This is a genomic window from Roseobacter sp. HKCC-CH-9351 (assembly GCF_037830295.1).
In the GTDB taxonomy this organism is placed as follows: domain Bacteria; phylum Pseudomonadota; class Alphaproteobacteria; order Rhodobacterales; family Rhodobacteraceae; genus M30B80.
On record NZ_JBBLYM010000001.1, the window covers coordinates 514,785 to 530,176 of the forward strand.

General features: G+C 56.2%; 17 protein-coding genes. 8 read left to right on the plus strand and 9 right to left on the minus strand.

Features of this window, described 5'->3' with window-relative positions; all coding sequences use genetic code 11:
• Positions 1 to 31 precede the first annotated feature (31 nt).
• The 5 genes from AAC632_RS02690 to AAC632_RS02710 all read right to left on the minus strand — a co-directional run bounded on the left by AAC632_RS02690 (position 32) and on the right by AAC632_RS02710 (position 2,575).
• Complete coding sequence (locus AAC632_RS02690) at positions 32 to 154, minus strand: hypothetical protein (RefSeq protein ID WP_340298271.1); 123 nt, start codon at positions 152 to 154, stop codon at positions 32 to 34.
• On the minus strand, positions 151 to 435 hold the full coding sequence (locus tag AAC632_RS02695) for a hypothetical protein (RefSeq protein ID WP_340298270.1): 285 nt from the start codon (positions 433 to 435) through the stop codon (positions 151 to 153). The genes AAC632_RS02690 and AAC632_RS02695 overlap by 4 nt, the downstream gene beginning before the upstream one ends.
• Before the next feature lie 81 nt (positions 436 to 516).
• Entirely contained in the window at positions 517 to 843 is a 327-nt protein-coding gene (locus tag AAC632_RS02700) for a hypothetical protein (RefSeq protein WP_340298269.1), read from the minus strand.
• 255 nt (positions 844 to 1,098) lie between these two features.
• On the minus strand, positions 1,099 to 1,704 hold the full coding sequence (gene leuD, locus AAC632_RS02705; RefSeq protein WP_340298268.1) for a 3-isopropylmalate dehydratase small subunit: 606 nt from the start codon (positions 1,702 to 1,704) through the stop codon (positions 1,099 to 1,101).
• Between the two features lie 73 nt (positions 1,705 to 1,777).
• Positions 1,778 to 2,575, minus strand: a complete 798-nt coding sequence (locus AAC632_RS02710) for a DUF4198 domain-containing protein (RefSeq protein ID WP_340298266.1) — start codon at positions 2,573 to 2,575, stop codon at positions 1,778 to 1,780.
• A 98-nt stretch (positions 2,576 to 2,673) separates the two neighbouring features.
• On the opposite strand from AAC632_RS02710, the gene AAC632_RS02715 reads away from it, so the two are divergent.
• Positions 2,674 to 3,753, plus strand: a complete 1,080-nt coding sequence (locus tag AAC632_RS02715; RefSeq protein WP_340298265.1) for a HupE/UreJ family protein — start codon at positions 2,674 to 2,676, stop codon at positions 3,751 to 3,753.
• A gap of 59 nt (positions 3,754 to 3,812) precedes the next feature.
• Here the strand turns inward: AAC632_RS02715 and leuC are convergent, their stop codons facing one another.
• Together leuC and AAC632_RS02725 are read right to left on the minus strand one after the other, a co-directional pair.
• Positions 3,813 to 5,216, minus strand: a complete 1,404-nt coding sequence (leuC, locus tag AAC632_RS02720; RefSeq protein WP_340253828.1) for a 3-isopropylmalate dehydratase large subunit — start codon at positions 5,214 to 5,216, stop codon at positions 3,813 to 3,815.
• A gap of 192 nt (positions 5,217 to 5,408) precedes the next feature.
• Positions 5,409 to 7,061 carry a thiamine pyrophosphate-dependent enzyme gene (locus tag AAC632_RS02725; RefSeq protein WP_340298264.1) on the minus strand — a complete coding sequence of 551 codons (1,653 nt, stop codon included), beginning with the start codon at positions 7,059 to 7,061 and terminating at the stop codon, positions 5,409 to 5,411.
• Between the two features lie 58 nt (positions 7,062 to 7,119).
• On the opposite strand from AAC632_RS02725, the gene AAC632_RS02730 reads away from it, so the two are divergent.
• Complete coding sequence (locus AAC632_RS02730) at positions 7,120 to 7,659, plus strand: NADPH-dependent FMN reductase (protein ID WP_340298262.1); 540 nt, start codon at positions 7,120 to 7,122, stop codon at positions 7,657 to 7,659.
• Here the strand turns inward: AAC632_RS02730 and AAC632_RS02735 are convergent.
• Positions 7,656 to 8,714 carry an NAD(P)/FAD-dependent oxidoreductase gene (locus tag AAC632_RS02735; protein ID WP_340298260.1) on the minus strand — a complete coding sequence of 353 codons (1,059 nt, stop codon included), beginning with the start codon at positions 8,712 to 8,714 and terminating at the stop codon, positions 7,656 to 7,658. The genes AAC632_RS02730 and AAC632_RS02735 overlap by 4 nt on opposite strands.
• 80 nt (positions 8,715 to 8,794) lie before the next feature.
• Between AAC632_RS02735 and mnmD the strand changes: the two genes are divergently transcribed.
• Together mnmD and AAC632_RS02745 are read left to right on the plus strand one after the other, a co-directional pair.
• Positions 8,795 to 9,472 carry a tRNA (5-methylaminomethyl-2-thiouridine)(34)-methyltransferase MnmD gene (gene mnmD, locus AAC632_RS02740; protein WP_340262879.1) on the plus strand — a complete coding sequence of 226 codons (678 nt, stop codon included), beginning with the start codon at positions 8,795 to 8,797 and terminating at the stop codon, positions 9,470 to 9,472.
• A complete protein-coding gene (locus AAC632_RS02745; protein WP_340253813.1) occupies positions 9,469 to 10,431 on the plus strand; it encodes a DMT family transporter in 963 nt (320 codons plus the stop codon). The genes mnmD and AAC632_RS02745 overlap by 4 nt, the downstream gene beginning before the upstream one ends.
• On the opposite strand, the gene AAC632_RS02750 is transcribed toward AAC632_RS02745, so the two are convergent.
• Positions 10,346 to 12,325: a lytic transglycosylase domain-containing protein gene (locus AAC632_RS02750; RefSeq protein WP_340298258.1), complete on the minus strand. Its 1,980-nt coding sequence runs from the start codon at positions 12,323 to 12,325 to the stop codon at positions 10,346 to 10,348. The genes AAC632_RS02745 and AAC632_RS02750 overlap by 86 nt on opposite strands.
• A 206-nt stretch (positions 12,326 to 12,531) precedes the next feature.
• Between AAC632_RS02750 and dapA the strand changes: the two genes are divergently transcribed.
• The 4 genes from dapA (at position 12,532) to AAC632_RS02770 (ending at position 15,388) form a co-directional block, all read left to right on the plus strand.
• Positions 12,532 to 13,404, plus strand: coding sequence for a 4-hydroxy-tetrahydrodipicolinate synthase (gene dapA / locus AAC632_RS02755; RefSeq protein WP_340262873.1), 873 nt, complete (start codon positions 12,532 to 12,534; stop codon positions 13,402 to 13,404).
• Positions 13,405 to 13,422: 18 nt separating this feature from the next.
• Entirely contained in the window at positions 13,423 to 13,899 is a 477-nt protein-coding gene (gene smpB / locus AAC632_RS02760; RefSeq protein WP_340298256.1) for an SsrA-binding protein SmpB, read from the plus strand.
• Positions 13,900 to 13,985: 86 nt separating this feature from the next.
• On the plus strand, positions 13,986 to 14,834 hold the full coding sequence (gene sseA, locus AAC632_RS02765; RefSeq protein WP_340298255.1) for a 3-mercaptopyruvate sulfurtransferase: 849 nt from the start codon (positions 13,986 to 13,988) through the stop codon (positions 14,832 to 14,834).
• The gene (locus AAC632_RS02770; RefSeq protein ID WP_340298254.1) at positions 14,831 to 15,388 is read left to right on the plus strand and encodes a GNAT family N-acetyltransferase; all 558 of its coding nucleotides are present in this window, start codon (positions 14,831 to 14,833) and stop codon (positions 15,386 to 15,388) included. The genes sseA and AAC632_RS02770 overlap by 4 nt, the downstream gene beginning before the upstream one ends.
• Positions 15,389 to 15,392: the final 4 nt, after the last annotated feature.

Genomic DNA, 15,392 nt, shown 5'->3' on the forward strand with positions numbered 1-15,392 from the left:
GCGTCTGGGTCAAGAAAGGGCCAGTCTTTCATCAGGTGTCAGCGCCGAGATGATCCTCTTTTGATAGCTGCGGATCATGTAGCGCAACCGCAGCAGGGCCATTGCCCTGACCAACAGGCACATTGGCAAAAAGGCCCATAGGGTCACAACTCAAACCGCGCCTCGCCCATCATAGGCAATGGTGCTGCCTGTCTGCGAAAACACAGAACCCAAGACAGGCGGCAATATCAGCGGCAGGCCCAAGCCCCATATGATATTTCTGCGCGCATCACATTTTAACTGATGGGTCACATCGCTGCCCACTGTCGGGTCGAACATGGGCAGGTTTACCCACATGTTGATCGACATTCCCCGACCAGGCAATTTGCTAAAACGTATGAACAGGGCGAATATGAACAATTTGCCAAGGGCGATGGTCAGGGCGAAAGGGGCCATGATCCGGACGTGATCCATGGCCTGCACGGACAGGGGCGCTGCCCCAAACAAGCGTTGTAACAAATAGTCAGGGCTAAGGTGCTAAAGCCCGCTGTCAAACATCACGCCACTCCAATGGTGCGCTCTATTGGCCATTGCACTGACTGCACCCTCTGGCCCGTTGAACTGCTGCAAATGAACAGGGTCAGCTGAAACAAGGCTCAGCAAGAATAACATCGCAAACAAGGCCAAAATGCGCAGACGATTATAGGGGGGCGCATCTCGAAACTCGATGATAGCAGGATGACGGGCGCTATATTCAAACACCACAAAGAGGGCCGCAATCAATCCAAACAGCATAACGCCTTCCACATCCCCGCGGGATGTATCGCCAAGGACAAGCGATGGTGTCGCGATAACAAAAAACACCAATACTGCCCTAAGCACAGCGCCAAAAAGCTGTGAAAGCACCTGCTCTTCCTCGTTCTGGATGGGGTCGGTTCGTGCCTGCCCCTTATTCCACAGTTTCGCCTCATTCTGACGATAAGGCCGCCTCAATTTCCACAATATTGCCTAAATTTAATACCTAATTAAAAACATTAAAAAAGACCCTCACACCGATAAGGATGCAGGGGTCTAAATTTATCCAGTCAGATCAGGGCAAAAGCGCAGGCGCGCTTGAAACTAGACCCAAGGACTCGCGGATTGCGCGGTTGCTTCAAAGGCGTCAATGGCCTCAACCTTGGTCAAGGACAGCCCGATATCATCCAAGCCATTGAGCAAGCAGTGTTTGCGGAACGGGTCGATTTCGAAGGCGATCTTCTGGCCATCGGGGCGGGTGATCTCTTGAGCCTCAAGGTCGATGGTCAAAGTGGCATTCGCGCCGTTTGACGCGTCATCCATCAGTTTATCGACATCTTCCTGCGGCAGAGGGATCGGCAAAATTCCGTTCTTAAAGCAGTTGTTGAAGAAAATATCAGCAAAGCTCGGTGCAATCACGCAACGAATGCCAAAATCCAACAAGGCCCAAGGCGCGTGTTCGCGCGAGGAGCCGCAGCCAAAATTGTCGCCAGCGACCAAAATCTGCGCGTCCCGATAGGCGGGTTTATTCAGAACGAACTCGGGGAGTTCATTGCCTGACTGATCAAAGCGCATCTCGTCAAAGAGGTTTTTACCCAAACCAGAGCGTTTGATCGTTTTCAAAAACTGCTTGGGGATGATCATATCTGTGTCGATATTGATCAGCGGAAGCGGGGCTGCAATCCCCGTCAGGGTTGTAAACTTATCCATGGGCCTCTCCTTGAGATCAGTCAGGCTTTAGCCAATCTGGCCCGCAGGGGCAAGCCATACTCACACCCCGCGCTCATGGGATCATAAAACTCAGACCTGCCCAACGCGTGCCCCACACGGGGCCATCTTCTTGGGGTGTAATCTCATCCAAAACCACAGCATCGGCGAAATAGGCGTAACCTGACATGACAGGCAAGTTCACCTGGCCTTGATCATTGGTGCGATGCAGCATGATCGTGACCTCACCTTCAGGGCTGCGGGCAAACAGCTCAACCTGAACAGCGGCGCGCGGCGTGTCTTGATCAAAAAGCTGAAGCAAGAACCCATCGCTCACATCGTCAAGATAGGGGTTCTCCAATGCAACGAATTCGGTCGACAGACCAAATCGCTGATCTTGTCCTGCCCCCTCTCCTACGGCGAACAGCGCCTTTACATGGCGGGTATAGGCCTCGGAAAAACCCAAACGTGGCAGGCCGCGCGCATTGTGGCGCGCTTCGACCGCGCCAAAATCTTTATGCGCGGCAAATGCTGCAAATGTTTCCCACTCTGACCATGTGACCAATTTCGGCGTGCTTTCGTGGATCATCACCACCAAACCATCAGCAACACCCGCAACATGGGCAGCAGGGCGATCCCCAAAACGCCCCTCAACGGGCCGCAAGCCATTGGCATCAGCAACTTCAAACCGCGTGAAATCTCGCGGCAGATATACCATCGGCGCACCGCGAAATTCAGTGCCCACACGCAAGTCAGCGCGAATTTCCCCGCCAGACGGAACCATGTATTCGAGGGGATCAATCCAAAATTCATGCGCAAATAGCTTGCCCGCCAACAAAATTGCGCCAATGTTCAAACAAACGGCCAGTTTCATTGCATCTTTCCCCCTTAACCTAGGCACTGACCATGATCTTAAGACGCGTTTTGTCAAACAGTTCCCACATCACTTTTTTGTTGGCGATGCTGTGCTTGATGTTCAGCACATCAGCGCGGGCCCATGAAATTCGCCCCGCAGTGGCCGATGTGTCTGTCACCGCCGATGCGGTGGAGATGAGCATCTCCCTGACGCTAGAGCCGCTGATTGCAGGTATTAATCTAGCGGGTCTAGAAAATACCAATGACGCGCCAGAGGCTTTGATCTATGACCAATTGCGCGCGCAATCGCCCGAGGCCCTGCGCGCCGCGTTCGAGGGGGCATGGCCGCGCATTCAGGACAATATCCAGATTATCGTGGATGGGATGACACTGCCCCCTGAATTTGTGGGTGTCAGCATCACCCCCAATCCCGATTTGGAACTACCACGCGACACCACTTTGACCCTGCGCGCCGATTTACCTATGGGGGATGCGCCCGTTCAAATTGGCTGGAGCGCGTCTTATGGCGAATTGGTGCTGCGTCAGGTGGGCGGCGGCGCGGATGCCTATCAAGGCTTTCTCACCAATGGCGAATTATCAGCACCTTTGCCCCGCGGCACTGCCCTCAGAGAGGGGGCATGGCCCGTCTTTACCCGATATGTTGTTGCTGGGTTTGAGCATATTATCCCCTTAGGGAAAGATCATATTGTGTTTGTTTTGGGCCTGTTTTTCTTCTCACTGCGCCTCAAGCCTTTGTTGCTTCAGGTCAGCGCATTTACCTTGGCCCATACCATTACGCTCGCCCTTGCAAGTCTTGAGATTGTGCGCGTCCCCGCCTCGGTGGTCGAGCCATTAATTGCTGCTTCAATCGTCTATGTGGGCGTCGAAAACATTCTTGGCCGTGAAAACCTACGCGCCCGCACGGCTTTGGTGTTCGGGTTTGGCCTGCTGCACGGGCTTGGCTTCGCTTCGGTTCTTGGGGATTTTGGGATCACCGCAGACCGCTTTGGCGTGGCATTGGTCGGGTTCAATATTGGAGTCGAATTTGGTCAGCTTGCGGTAATCGGTCTGGCCTTCCTTGCGGTTGGCCTCTGGTTTGGCAAGCACGATTGGTATCGCCCCTTCATCGCAATCCCCGCCTCGGTCGTCATCTCCGCCATTGGGGCCTATTGGGTGGTCGAGCGCACCTTGCTTTGAGGCAACAAAAAAGCCCCACCAAATCGGCGGGGCTTTTTCGAAATTCACAAAGGGCGAAATTACATCATCTCGCGCACATCAGTGAGGCGTCCTGTTATCGCCGCAGCCGCAGCCATTGCAGGGCTCATCAAGTGGGTGCGACCACCGCGCCCCTGACGCCCCTCAAAGTTGCGGTTTGATGTTGCTGCACAGCGTTCACCGGGCTGAAGTTGGTCAGGGTTCATCGCAAGACACATTGAGCATCCCGCGAGACGCCATTCAAAACCTGCCTCGATGAAGATATCAGCCAAACCCTCTTCTTCAGCCTGCGCGCGCACAAGGCCAGAGCCGGGCACAACCATCGCGCGCTTTACAGCGATTTTCTTACCCTTCAGAATTTCAGCTGCCGCGCGTAAATCTTCGATGCGGCCATTTGTGCAAGACCCGATAAACACCGTGTCAATCTCGACATCCTGCAAACGCTGACCCGGTTTGAGGCCCATATATTCCAAGGAACGGCGCGCAGCATCGACCTTGCCGCCTTTGAAATCTTCGGGTGCAGGGACAAAATCGGTAATTGGCAATACATCCTCAGGGCTAGTGCCCCATGTCACCACGGGCGCAATGTCCTCGCCCTTGATGGTGATGACCTTATCCCAATGTGCGTCCTCATCCGAGAACAGGGTCTTCCACCATGTCAAAGCGGCCTCCCATTGCGCGCCCTTTGGCGCGTGGGGGCGGCCCATGACATAGTCAAAGGTCTTTTGATCAGGCGCGATCAGGCCCGCGCGCGCGCCGCCCTCAATCGCCATGTTGCAGACCGTCATGCGCCCTTCCATCGACAATTCGCGAATGGCTTGGCCGCAATATTCGATCACATAGCCTGTGCCGCCCGCCGTGCCCGTATGGCCGATGACGGATAGGGTAATGTCCTTGGCCGTCACGCCTGGGCGCAGACTGCCTGTGATCTCGACCTTCATATTCTTGGATTTTTTCTGAATCAGGGTCTGGGTGGCCAGAACATGCTCAACCTCAGATGTGCCGATTCCATGCGCAAGCGCCCCAAAGGCCCCATGGGTCGCGGTATGGCTGTCACCACAAACCACGGTCATGCCTGGCAATGTCCAGCCCTGTTCAGGGCCAACAATATGCACAATGCCCTGACGCACATCAGAAACGGGGTAATAGTGTATCCCGAAATCCTTGGCGTTTTTATCAAGCGCCTCAACCTGAATGCGGCTTTCCTCATTCATCCCACCTTTCAAACGATCAGGTGTGGTGGGGACGTTATGATCTGGCACAGCGATGGTTTTCTCTGGCGCACGCACAGTGCGCCCTGCCATACGCAGACCCTCGAAGGCCTGTGGGCTTGTCACCTCATGCACAAGGTGGCGATCAATATACAAAAGGCAGGTGCCATCCTCAGCCTCATGGACGAGATGGGCATCCCAGATTTTGTCATAAAGCGTTTTTCCTGCGGTCATGTCTTTGCTCCTTACGGGCGATTGGATCAGGGAAATCGGTTTGCGTCACAAGGACGGCAAACGCCCCCTGTCGCCAGAGGCACGCCCGAAAAAGCGCCACGGCAGGCGCGCGCGATCATCCATGTCAAACACCCGTGTCATATGGGCCATTTACTGCGCTTGAGGCTGCGGCGCAAGCGGTGAGCGCGCCACCTAGCCTTTGAGATCAGAGAGGTTAAAGGATGGCGCCAGCATATCTGGGTCAAGCCGCAATTCGATCAGATGCAAGCCTCCCTCCAAAGCCGCCTCAAAGGCAGGCGCAAATTCAGCTGTGCGGGTCACCAAATGACCCGTCCCGCCATAGGCCTTTGCCAAGGCGACATAATCGGGGTTGAATAAATCCGTGCCAGACACGCGCGCTGGATAGGTTTTCTCTTGGTGCATCCGAATGGTGCCGTAGCGGCCATTATTGGCGATCATGACGACAATATCCGCCCCAAATTGCCGCGCGGTCGACAGCTCCTGCAAGGTCATTTGCAAGCAACCATCCCCCGCCATGCAAATTACAGGGGTTTCACGATGCGCCAATTTGGCTGCGACCGCCGCAGGCAATCCATATCCCATCGAGCCAGAAGTCGGCGCAAGCTGTTGACCGTAGCGGCGATAAGAGAAATAGCGATGCACAAAAGCCGCGTAATTGCCTGCGCCATTGGTCACGATCCCACGCCCCCCAAGAATACGGGACATCTCAAGCACGACTTCCTCAAGGCGCACATCACCCGTTGTGGTTTGGGGGTTTTGCCACGCGCGATAGGCCGCATGCGCGCGCGCGGCGCGATCCTGATCTTGTGCGGGGATATCATCTAGAACCGCCCGCGCCACCCGCAGAAAAGCGGGGATGTCACAAACCATACTTGCATCAGGGCGATAGACGCGACCCAATTCATCCGGATCAGTATGCGCGTGATAAAGCCGCCCCTGCCAACCCTTGCGCGGATCGCGCAATACATATCCGCCTGTCACCACCTCACCCATGCGGGTGCCTAGGGCCAGAACCCCATCCGCCTTGGCAAAACTTTGCATGGTTGCAGGACAGGCCCCGACACCCAAATACCCCGCGAAGCAAGGGTGATGATTATCAACGTAATCCTGCCGCCTGAAACTGGTGGCGATTGGGATGTCCAAATGTGCTGCAATCTTTTCAGCATCCGCGCGGGTCTGTTCTGACCAATCGCTGCCACCCACCACCATCATGGGTGATTTGCACGCGGCGAGGGCGCCAAGCCATTCCCGAACAATCTGCGGATCAGGCAAAGAGGACGAAACACCCGAAGGGGCAAAATCAACACAGTCCGCCACAGCCGAAAGAATATCCTCGGGTAGAGCCAAAACCACGGGCCCCTTCCGGCCCGATTGCGCCACGCGAAACGCGCGCGCGATATATTCTGGCAGTCGGTCAGTTTGCTCCACTTCCGCGACCCATTTCACGAGCGGGCCGAAAAACGCACGATAATCAACCTCTTGGAAAGCTGCGCGATCCCGATGCGCCAGCGGAACCTGCCCGACAAAACAGACCAAAGGGGTGCTGTCATGCATGGCCACATGCAGACCAGAGGCGGCATTGCTGGCCCCAGGCCCGCGGGTAACGAATAAAACGCCCACCTCGCCCGTGGTTTTTGCATGGGCCTCGGCCATCATGGCCGCACCCCCCTCTTGGCGACACACGATGTTCTCGATTTGGTGATCGTAAAGCCCATCCAATGCGGCCAGAAAACTTTCACCTGGAACAGAGAAAACACGCCGCACCCCATGCGCTGCAAGTTGATCTGCAAGGATTTTGCCGCCATGGCGTGAAGGGGGGGTCATTGTTTCAATCTCTATCCTGACTATCTTTGCGAGGAGCATAGACGAAGAAGGGTGCGAGATGTCCAGAGGAAGATTAATCGGGCTGTGCGGGGCGTTGCGCAAAGGATCAAGCAATCGAAAACTGATGAACGCGGCTGCGCAGAGCTTTGACCCCGCTGAATTTATTGAAGCGAATTTGCAGCTTCCGCTCTATGATGGGGATGTTGAAGACAGCCAAGGCATCCCTGACGCGGTGATCCGCCTGCGCGATCAAATCGCAGCGGCGGATGCGGTGATCATCTCGACCCCCGAATATAACAAGGCGCTGTCAGGCGTTTTAAAAAATGCGCTTGATTGGATCAGTCGCACCGACAGCAACCCGTGGCGCGATAAACCCGTTGCGATTATGTCTTCAGCAGCAGGGCGCGCAGGCGGCGAGCGGGCGCAATATTCACTGCGCCTCTGTCTAACGCCATTTCGTCCACATCTTTTGACTGGGCCCGAGCTCTGTTTGGCGCAAGGGCCAGATCAATTTAAGGGCGAGGTTTTGATCAATGCGCGCGCGCAAAAAACCCTTGATGAATTGATGGTTGAATTGCGGCGTGCAGCGGGGCTTTAGTCCTGTGCTGGCAAGGACACAGCGGGTGCGAAATCAGAGGGGATAGTATCGCGCCCCTCCAGCACCAAATCTGCCATGACATCGGCAACACGGGGGGCAATGCCAAACCCAATCTTAAAGCCACCATTGGCAATAAAGTGATCCGTCCGAAGCGGATGCCGCCCCAGCATTGGCGCGCGGCTTTTGGCACGGGGGCGCAGACCCGCCCAACGCGTGACAACCTGCGCCTCTGCCAAAGCGGGGCATAGCCTGCGCGCCTTTTCAATCAAAAAATCTAGATTGGCGTCCGTGGTGGATGGGTCATTAAAGTCGCGCTCTGACGTTGACCCGATGGCAACCTGCCCGCGCCCCTGCGGCCCTTCATGCGGCACGAAATGCACCCCATCTATGAAAAGCTGTGGCAGGCTGCCCATATCCGCATCAAGGATTGCCGCCTGTCCCTTTTGGCCCGCGCCCACCGCCACTCCAAAAGCATCGGATAGCTCTGCCAAACCTGCGGCACCTGTAGCCTCAACCACGGGCCCCATCAGCGGGGCATCACTGACGATCTGCCCACCCTTGGCCCGCAAAGCTGCGGCCAAGGCGGCCAAACCTTGACGCGGGGCAAGTCTTGCGCTGAGACTGTCGAAAATAACCTGCGCGGTGGGGCTTGTGATCCATGGCGCATAATCGGCGGCAGGGCGGATGTCCCAGATATAACGGCCCTGCCAATGGGTCTTGGCCCCGCTTTGACGCGCGCGCGCTAGATCAAGCCCTGCCTGATCCATGATCGGCTGCACGCGTCCGACCCGCGCATAGCCAGAAGGCAGGTTTGCGGCATCAGCGACACCTGCCCAAAATACGGCTGCCCCATCAAGAGCTTCGAATTGGAATTGTTTTTTCGCGTTCCATTGTTCGGGCACGTGAGGGGCCAAGGCCCCCACAACACCGCCAGAAGAACCTGCGCCAATGCCGTTAGGATCGACAACTTGCACCTTTGCGCCGCGCGCGGCACAGGCCCATGCAATGGCAAGCCCAAAGATCCCTGCCCCCAAAACTGTCACATCGTAGCGCATGATTTCGCCCCTTGCCAAATTTCGGCGACAGGCTCAGTTTGCCACAAGCCCGCAATGTCGCGGGTCTTTTAAGGCAAGCCATGAATAAGAGCCAGCCACATCCCCTTGAATGGCGGACGGGTGATGTTCCCGTCTCGCGCCAATTCGATGATCCGTTCTTTTCGCTCGATAACGGATTGGCGGAAACCACCTATGTCTTCCTCAGCGGCAATGACCTACCCGAACGGTTTTGCGATGGGTTTCACATTGCGGAACTTGGCTTCGGCACGGGCTTGAATTTTCTGGCCAGCCTTGCCGCGTTTCGCGCGGCCAAGACCGCGGGCGTTTTACATTTCACATCGTTTGAAGCCTTCCCGCTGCAAAGTGATGACTTGACCCGCGCATGGGGGGCGCATCGCGCGAATTTGCCCGCCGATGCCTGTGCCGCGCTGACCCAAACCCCTAATTTGCCACCACAAATCATAGGCCCTGACTACGTTTTGCAGCTTGTTTTCGGGGATGCGCGCATGACATTGCCCCAATGGGATGGGGTCGCAGATGCGTGGTTTCTTGACGGGTTTTCACCTGCCAAAAACCCCGAGCTTTGGGAAGATGATCTTATGCAAACCGTGGCAGAGCATACCAAACAGGGCGGCACTTGTGCGACCTACACCGCCGCAGGCGCAGTGCGCCGCGCCCTTGAGTGCGCGGGGTTTTCTATCACGAGAGCGCAAGGGTTTGGCCGCAAACGCCATATGACGAAGGGGCGCAAGAATTGATCGAGCAGAACACCCGCAAGGGCATTTTCCTGATGATTGCCACGACCATCGTCTTTGCCATTCAAGACGGGATCAGCCGCCATTTGGCGGGTGAATACAATGTCATGATGGTCGTGATGATCCGCTATTGGTTCTTTGCGGCATTCGTCATCGCCATATCCGCCCGCAAGGCAGGCGGGCTCAAGGCGGCTGCCGCCACCAACCAACCTTTTTTGCAGGCCTTCCGTGGGATTCTGTTGGCAGCCGAAGTTTGCGTTGCGGTGTTGTCCTTCACGCTTCTCGGTCTGGTCGAAAGCCACGCGATCTTTGCCTGCTATCCGCTTTTGGTCGCGGCCCTATCTGGGCCAATCCTTGGTGAAAAGGTGGGCTGGCGCAGATGGGCGGCCATTGGCACGGGCTTTATCGGCATCCTCATCATCCTTGAACCTGGCGTGACTGTTTTTGCCATTGAGGCGCTAATCCCATTGGCATCGGCGCTGATGTTCGCGGTCTATGGGCTTTTGACGCGCTATGTGTCCCGCCAAGACAGCGCGGCAACCAGTTTCTTTTGGACGGGGATCACGGGTGCGATCTTTATGACGGCAGTGGGCATCTGGTTTTGGGAGGCCATGGCCCCAACCGATTGGATCTGGATGGGTTTTTTGTGCATGACAGGCGCGCTTGGGCATTATTTACTGATCCGCGCTTATGAAGTGGCCGAAGCCAGTGCCGTGCAGCCTTTCGCCTATTTGCAGATGCCGTTTTCCTCGATCATCGGGATATTAATCTTCGGCGATGTGCTGCGGGAAAACGTGGCACTGGGCGCAGGGCTTGTGGTTGCGGCAGGGTTGTTCACCCTCTTCCGCGCCCGCGCCAAAGAAAAAGCGGAGCAAATCAACGCCGTTGCAGCAGTTCCGACAAATGCGGACGCTGCAACGCCCCCGTCAGACGCGCCTCGTAAATCTGAAGGCTCTCCGTGACGCGCATGATGTAATTGCGCGTTTCGGTAAAAGGCACGGCTTCGATCCAATCCACAATATCAACGGAGGGATCGCGCGGATCACCAAATCGCTCGATCCAAGAAGTCGCGCGTGAAAGCCCCGCATTATAGGCGACAGCCAAAAGCACGGGGTTCGTCCCGAAATCTTCGCTGAGATATTGCAAATATCCTGCGCCAAGCCGCGCGTTATAGGCGGGGTCGCTCAGCAAGCGCTGCTCCTCATAAGCGAGGCCTTGTCGGCGCGCCTCGGATTGGGCCGTTCGCGGCATCACCTGCATCAAACCGCGCGCCCCTGCAGGGCTGATAACTGTGGGGTTAAACTCGGACTCGCGCCGCGCGATAGACAGAACAAAGGCAGGGTCAAACCCCAAATCTGCCGATGCCAAATCGGTCACGGGAAAATAGGCAGGCATGATCTCATGCCCATCCAAAGCCGCACGTTTTGCAATCATGACCGCATAATGCGGCTCGCGCAGTTCAAGCGCGAATTGCGCCAGCGCACCTGCCTCGGCACGACTTAGGCTTTCGGTCAAATGGGTCATAAAGCGTTCCGCCAAATCCCCCTCGCCGGCCTGATGTAACAACAACGCCGCGTGAAACACCGAAGAATTCGCAAAGGAAGCCTGCCGCCAATCGCCAAATTGCTCGCGGCCTAGGAACCCTTCATCTTGCGGGAAACCTCCGCGCTCTGCGGCCAATTGACCATAAAAACTTGATTGGAATTCAGCGCCATAGGCATAGGCAGAACGAGCCGCCTCTGTGTTGCTCAAGGCCTCATGCGCGCGCCCAATCCAATAGCCCGCACGTCCTGACGAAATGGGTGAATCCACAACCGATCGCATGGACTCAAAATGGGTCAAGGCGCGGGCAGCATTGCCAGATTTCAGGGCATTATATCCCGCCAACCATTCCAATTCCGCGTAATCGCTTGCATCGCGTTCGGGCGAGAGGAAATGCGGCGCAGCCAATTGGTAGGCCTGCGCAAAATCCCCTTCGCGCATCACATCACGGGCCAATGAGGCACGCCGCCACGACCAATATTCAGGGCGACCCAATCCGTCTTGCGAGTTTGAGCGCGCCAAAATCATCTCACGCGCGCCATCCCAAAGCCCCGCCTCCACGCGCCATCGAAACCGCTCAAAAGCAAGCCCTGCATCATCTGCATACTGCGCTGGAACAGCATCAATCAGCGCGTTGATCCCATCACTGCGCCCAGCCCGAAGGGCCAAACGCGCCGCCGCTAAGGCACGCGCCCCACTTTCCACTTCGGCCATCATCTGCTCGGCAAGGGCGGTTTCACCCTCCCAGAGCAACATATCAAGCCGCGCAAAACTCAGCGCGGTCAGATCCGAACGATGCCGCACCAAGAGATCTGCAACCAAATCGCGGGACAGCGGCATGGTCACCCAAGCCTCACGCAGCACTTGCTGATAGGCTGTGTTGTTTCCACGCGCCTCATGAGCCGCCAACAAACCGCGCAGCCCATCGGTGGTCAGAGGCATAGCACCGCCAAAATAAGCAATAACCTGATCAGGGCTGCCCCCCTCGGCCATGGCCCCCTCACCTTGTTGGTGAAGATATGGCAGACCTGGCCAATCGCTACGGCGCTCTAGAAAATTGGGATATTCTGCCGCTGTGCCCCCTTCGGCGCGCAAAATAACCCATTGCACAACATCGCGGGCAACAGCGTCAGCCAGACCCGATTGAAGCGCGCGCGCGCGCTCAAAATCGCGCTCTGTTGCCGCCGCAATTGCCTCGCTGAGGGGGCTTTGGGCCAACGCAGCGCGAATTGGCATCGCCAATGCGACCAAAGCCAAACCCACGGCCATAATGATCTTATGCCATCTACGTCCTGTGCCTATCGCGCCTGTCACGGGTGAAACCCTATATTTTAAAAGATCAAAACCTGCTCGAGCGCTGTTATGCGCCTCTTTGACCCCCAAGCTATATCTTCCCTCGACATCTGCAAGAGAGGAACTTGGCAATTCTGTCGAAGATCGCTAGTGTCCGCGCGGTCTTGCGCTTATGTTGGGACGGCAAGACAGATCATCGGTCCAGAAACGAAAAAAGGAAGCGTGTCATGTTCAAAGGCTCTATGCCCGCATTGGTAACGCCGTTCACAAACGGCGCTGTTGATTTCGGCACGCTTGAAAAACTCGTGGACTGGCAAATCACCGAAGGCAGCCACGGGCTTGTGCCTGTTGGCACCACAGGCGAAAGCCCAACCCTGAGCCATGAAGAACATGAGGCCGTGATCAAGGCGGTTGTGAAAACCGCCGCAGGGCGCGTGCCCGTTATTGCAGGGGCAGGATCCAACAACACAGTCGAGGCATTGCGCTTTGTGCAATTCGCCAAGGATGTGGGGGCGGAGGCCGCTTTGGTGGTAACGCCCTATTACAACAAGCCCACGCAAAGAGGCATGATTGCCCATTTCGAGGCATTAAACGAAGTCGGCATTCCGATCATTATCTATAACATTCCACCCCGCTCTGTGGTGGATATGATGCCTGATACGATGGGCGCACTCGCCAAGTTGCCAAATATTATCGGGGTGAAGGATGCCACTGGTGATCTCAGCCGTGTGCCCAAGCAACGCATTACCTGTGGCACGGATTTCGTGCAGTTGTCAGGTGAGGATGCCACTGCCATAGGCTTTAACGCACAAGGCGGCGTGGGCTGTATTTCCGTCACAGCGAATGTTGCGCCCGCGCTCTGTGCCGCGATGCAAGAGGCAACTCTCCGCGGCGATTACGCGGCAGCGCTTGAATATCAAGACAAGCTCATGCCGCTGCATGAGGCCATTTTCCTTGAGCCAGGTGTCGCCGGTGCAAAATATGGGCTGTCTCTGTTGGGGCGCGCAAATGATGAGGTACGGCTGCCATTGACCACGCTGAGCGATGCGACAAAAGCGCGGATCAAATCGGCCATGCAGCACGCGGGTCTGATCGCCTGATCGGCAAGAAGGGCCAGTATGGCAAAGAAAGACGAAAATAAAAACTACAAGGTCATTGCCGAGAACCGCCGCGCGCGGTTTGACTATGCTATTGAATCTGACCTTGAGGTTGGAATCGTCTTGCAAGGCTCCGAGGTGAAGTCACTACGCCAAGGCCAATCCAACATCGCCGACAGCTATGCGGCGGTTGAGGATGGCGAATTGTGGTTGGTGGCCGCCTATATCGCACCATATGCCCAAGCCAAAACTTGGGGTCATGAAGAGCGGCGCAAACGCAAACTTCTTAGCTCAAAACGGGAGGTCGCGCGTCTGTGGAACGCCTCGCAACGCGAAGGCATGACCCTTGTGCCCTTGGTCATGTATTTCAACGATCGCGGCATTGTGAAGCTCAAGATTGGCATCGCCAAAGGTAAAAAAGTCGCCGATAAGCGCGAAACCAGCGCCAAGCGTGATTGGAACCGCCAAAAGCAGCGGATTCTTAAACAAAACGGGTAAGCTGTCATGCGCCCTTTGCCTGATCACCAATTTGGGCTAGGTCTTTTTGGAGGTCGCCTTGACCCAACCGCGCCGTGGAGTTTGCTATGACTGATGATCCTAAAACCCTTGTCTCAACCGAATGGCTTGCGGCCCATCTGTCGGATCCTGACCTGCGGATTTTGGATGCATCTTGGTATTTGCCCGATATGAACCGCGATGCCCGCGCGGAATATGACGCGGGCCATATTCCCGGTGCTCGTTTCTTTGATATTGACGAGATTAGCGACACCCAATCTGCCTTGCCCCATATGGCACCACCCTCTGAGAAATTCATGTCGCGGATGCGCGCGATGGGTGTGGGTGATGGGCATCAGGTCGTGGTCTATGACGGGGCGGGCATATTTTCAGCCGCCCGCGTGTGGTGGCTTTTCCGCCTGATGGGCAAAACGGACATCGCCGTTCTTGATGGGGGATTGAAAAAATGGAAGGCCGAGGGTCGCCCCTTGGAGGATATGGCACCAATCCTGCGCGACCGCCACATGACCGCACAACGCCAAGCAAATTTGGTCAAGGATGTGACCCAAGTCGCTGCTGCCGTGAAATTGCGCGATTGGCAGATTGTTGATGCGCGCGGTCCCGCGCGGTTCCGCGGTGATGAACCTGAACCGCGGGCAGGACTGCGCGCTGGCCATATTCCAGGTGCATTGAACGTGCATTATGCCACGCTGCTCAATTCCGATGGCACCATGAAAAAAGGCGAGGCTTTGCGCGCCGCTTTTACCAATCAAGGCGTTGATCTGGAGCGGCGGATTATCACAAGCTGCGGCTCTGGCGTGACGGCGGCTATTTTGTCCTTGGGGCTAGAGATCCTTGGGCATCGCGATCATGCGCTTTATGATGGATCTTGGGCCGAATGGGGCCAATTCGATCAGCTGAAAGTTGAGACGGGATGAGCCTGATTAAGGCAGGAACCGAGGTTCCCTATCGCGTCACTTTTTTGCGTATGACCGCGCGGCCTGACACCCAAACAGCGCTGCCCCAAGACATCACGCTTGAGCGCGTTATGGATCCGCCACTTTGGTATTTTTTTGCGCTCTATGACGCGGTGGGACGCGATTACGAATGGGTAGATCAACATAATCGCCCCGAGGCTGAACTGCTCGCCTTTCTCGAAAGCCCATTGGTCGAGCTGTGGGTCGCCAAACGTGGCGGCGTGCCGCATGGGTTTTTCATGCTTGATTTCACCGACCCGCCGATCTGCGATCTGGCGTATTTTGGCCTTATGCCAAATGCCGTTGGCCAAGGGTTGGGCCGCGCCCTTCTTAACCAAGCATTGGCACAAGCATGGGATGGTGCAGGCGTCACATCCGTCACAATAAACACCTGCACGCTTGACCATCCACGCGCACTGGCGCTCTATCAATCGGCGGGTTTCGTGGCTGAACGGTTCGAGGATCGCAGTCGCATTCTAACCCGCGACAGAGACACATCGCTTCACCCTGCCTAAAGGC

Coding starts and splice junctions, on each gene's coding strand:
- AAC632_RS02695 (WP_340298270.1), bottom strand. CDS start 435: ATGGCCCCTTTCGCCCTGACCATCGCCCTTGGCAAATTGTTCATATTC.
- leuD (WP_340298268.1), bottom strand. CDS start 1,704: ATGGATAAGTTTACAACCCTGACGGGGATTGCAGCCCCGCTTCCGCTG.
- AAC632_RS02710 (WP_340298266.1), bottom strand. CDS start 2,575: ATGAAACTGGCCGTTTGTTTGAACATTGGCGCAATTTTGTTGGCGGGC.
- AAC632_RS02715 (WP_340298265.1), top strand. CDS start 2,674: ATGTTCAGCACATCAGCGCGGGCCCATGAAATTCGCCCCGCAGTGGCC.
- leuC (WP_340253828.1), bottom strand. CDS start 5,216: ATGACCGCAGGAAAAACGCTTTATGACAAAATCTGGGATGCCCATCTC.
- AAC632_RS02725 (WP_340298264.1), bottom strand. CDS start 7,061: ATGACCCCCCCTTCACGCCATGGCGGCAAAATCCTTGCAGATCAACTT.
- AAC632_RS02730 (WP_340298262.1), top strand. CDS start 7,120: ATGTCCAGAGGAAGATTAATCGGGCTGTGCGGGGCGTTGCGCAAAGGA.
- AAC632_RS02735 (WP_340298260.1), bottom strand. CDS start 8,714: ATGCGCTACGATGTGACAGTTTTGGGGGCAGGGATCTTTGGGCTTGCC.
- mnmD (WP_340262879.1), top strand. CDS start 8,795: ATGAATAAGAGCCAGCCACATCCCCTTGAATGGCGGACGGGTGATGTT.
- dapA (WP_340262873.1), top strand. CDS start 12,532: ATGTTCAAAGGCTCTATGCCCGCATTGGTAACGCCGTTCACAAACGGC.
- smpB (WP_340298256.1), top strand. CDS start 13,423: ATGGCAAAGAAAGACGAAAATAAAAACTACAAGGTCATTGCCGAGAAC.
- sseA (WP_340298255.1), top strand. CDS start 13,986: ATGACTGATGATCCTAAAACCCTTGTCTCAACCGAATGGCTTGCGGCC.
- AAC632_RS02770 (WP_340298254.1), top strand. CDS start 14,831: ATGAGCCTGATTAAGGCAGGAACCGAGGTTCCCTATCGCGTCACTTTT.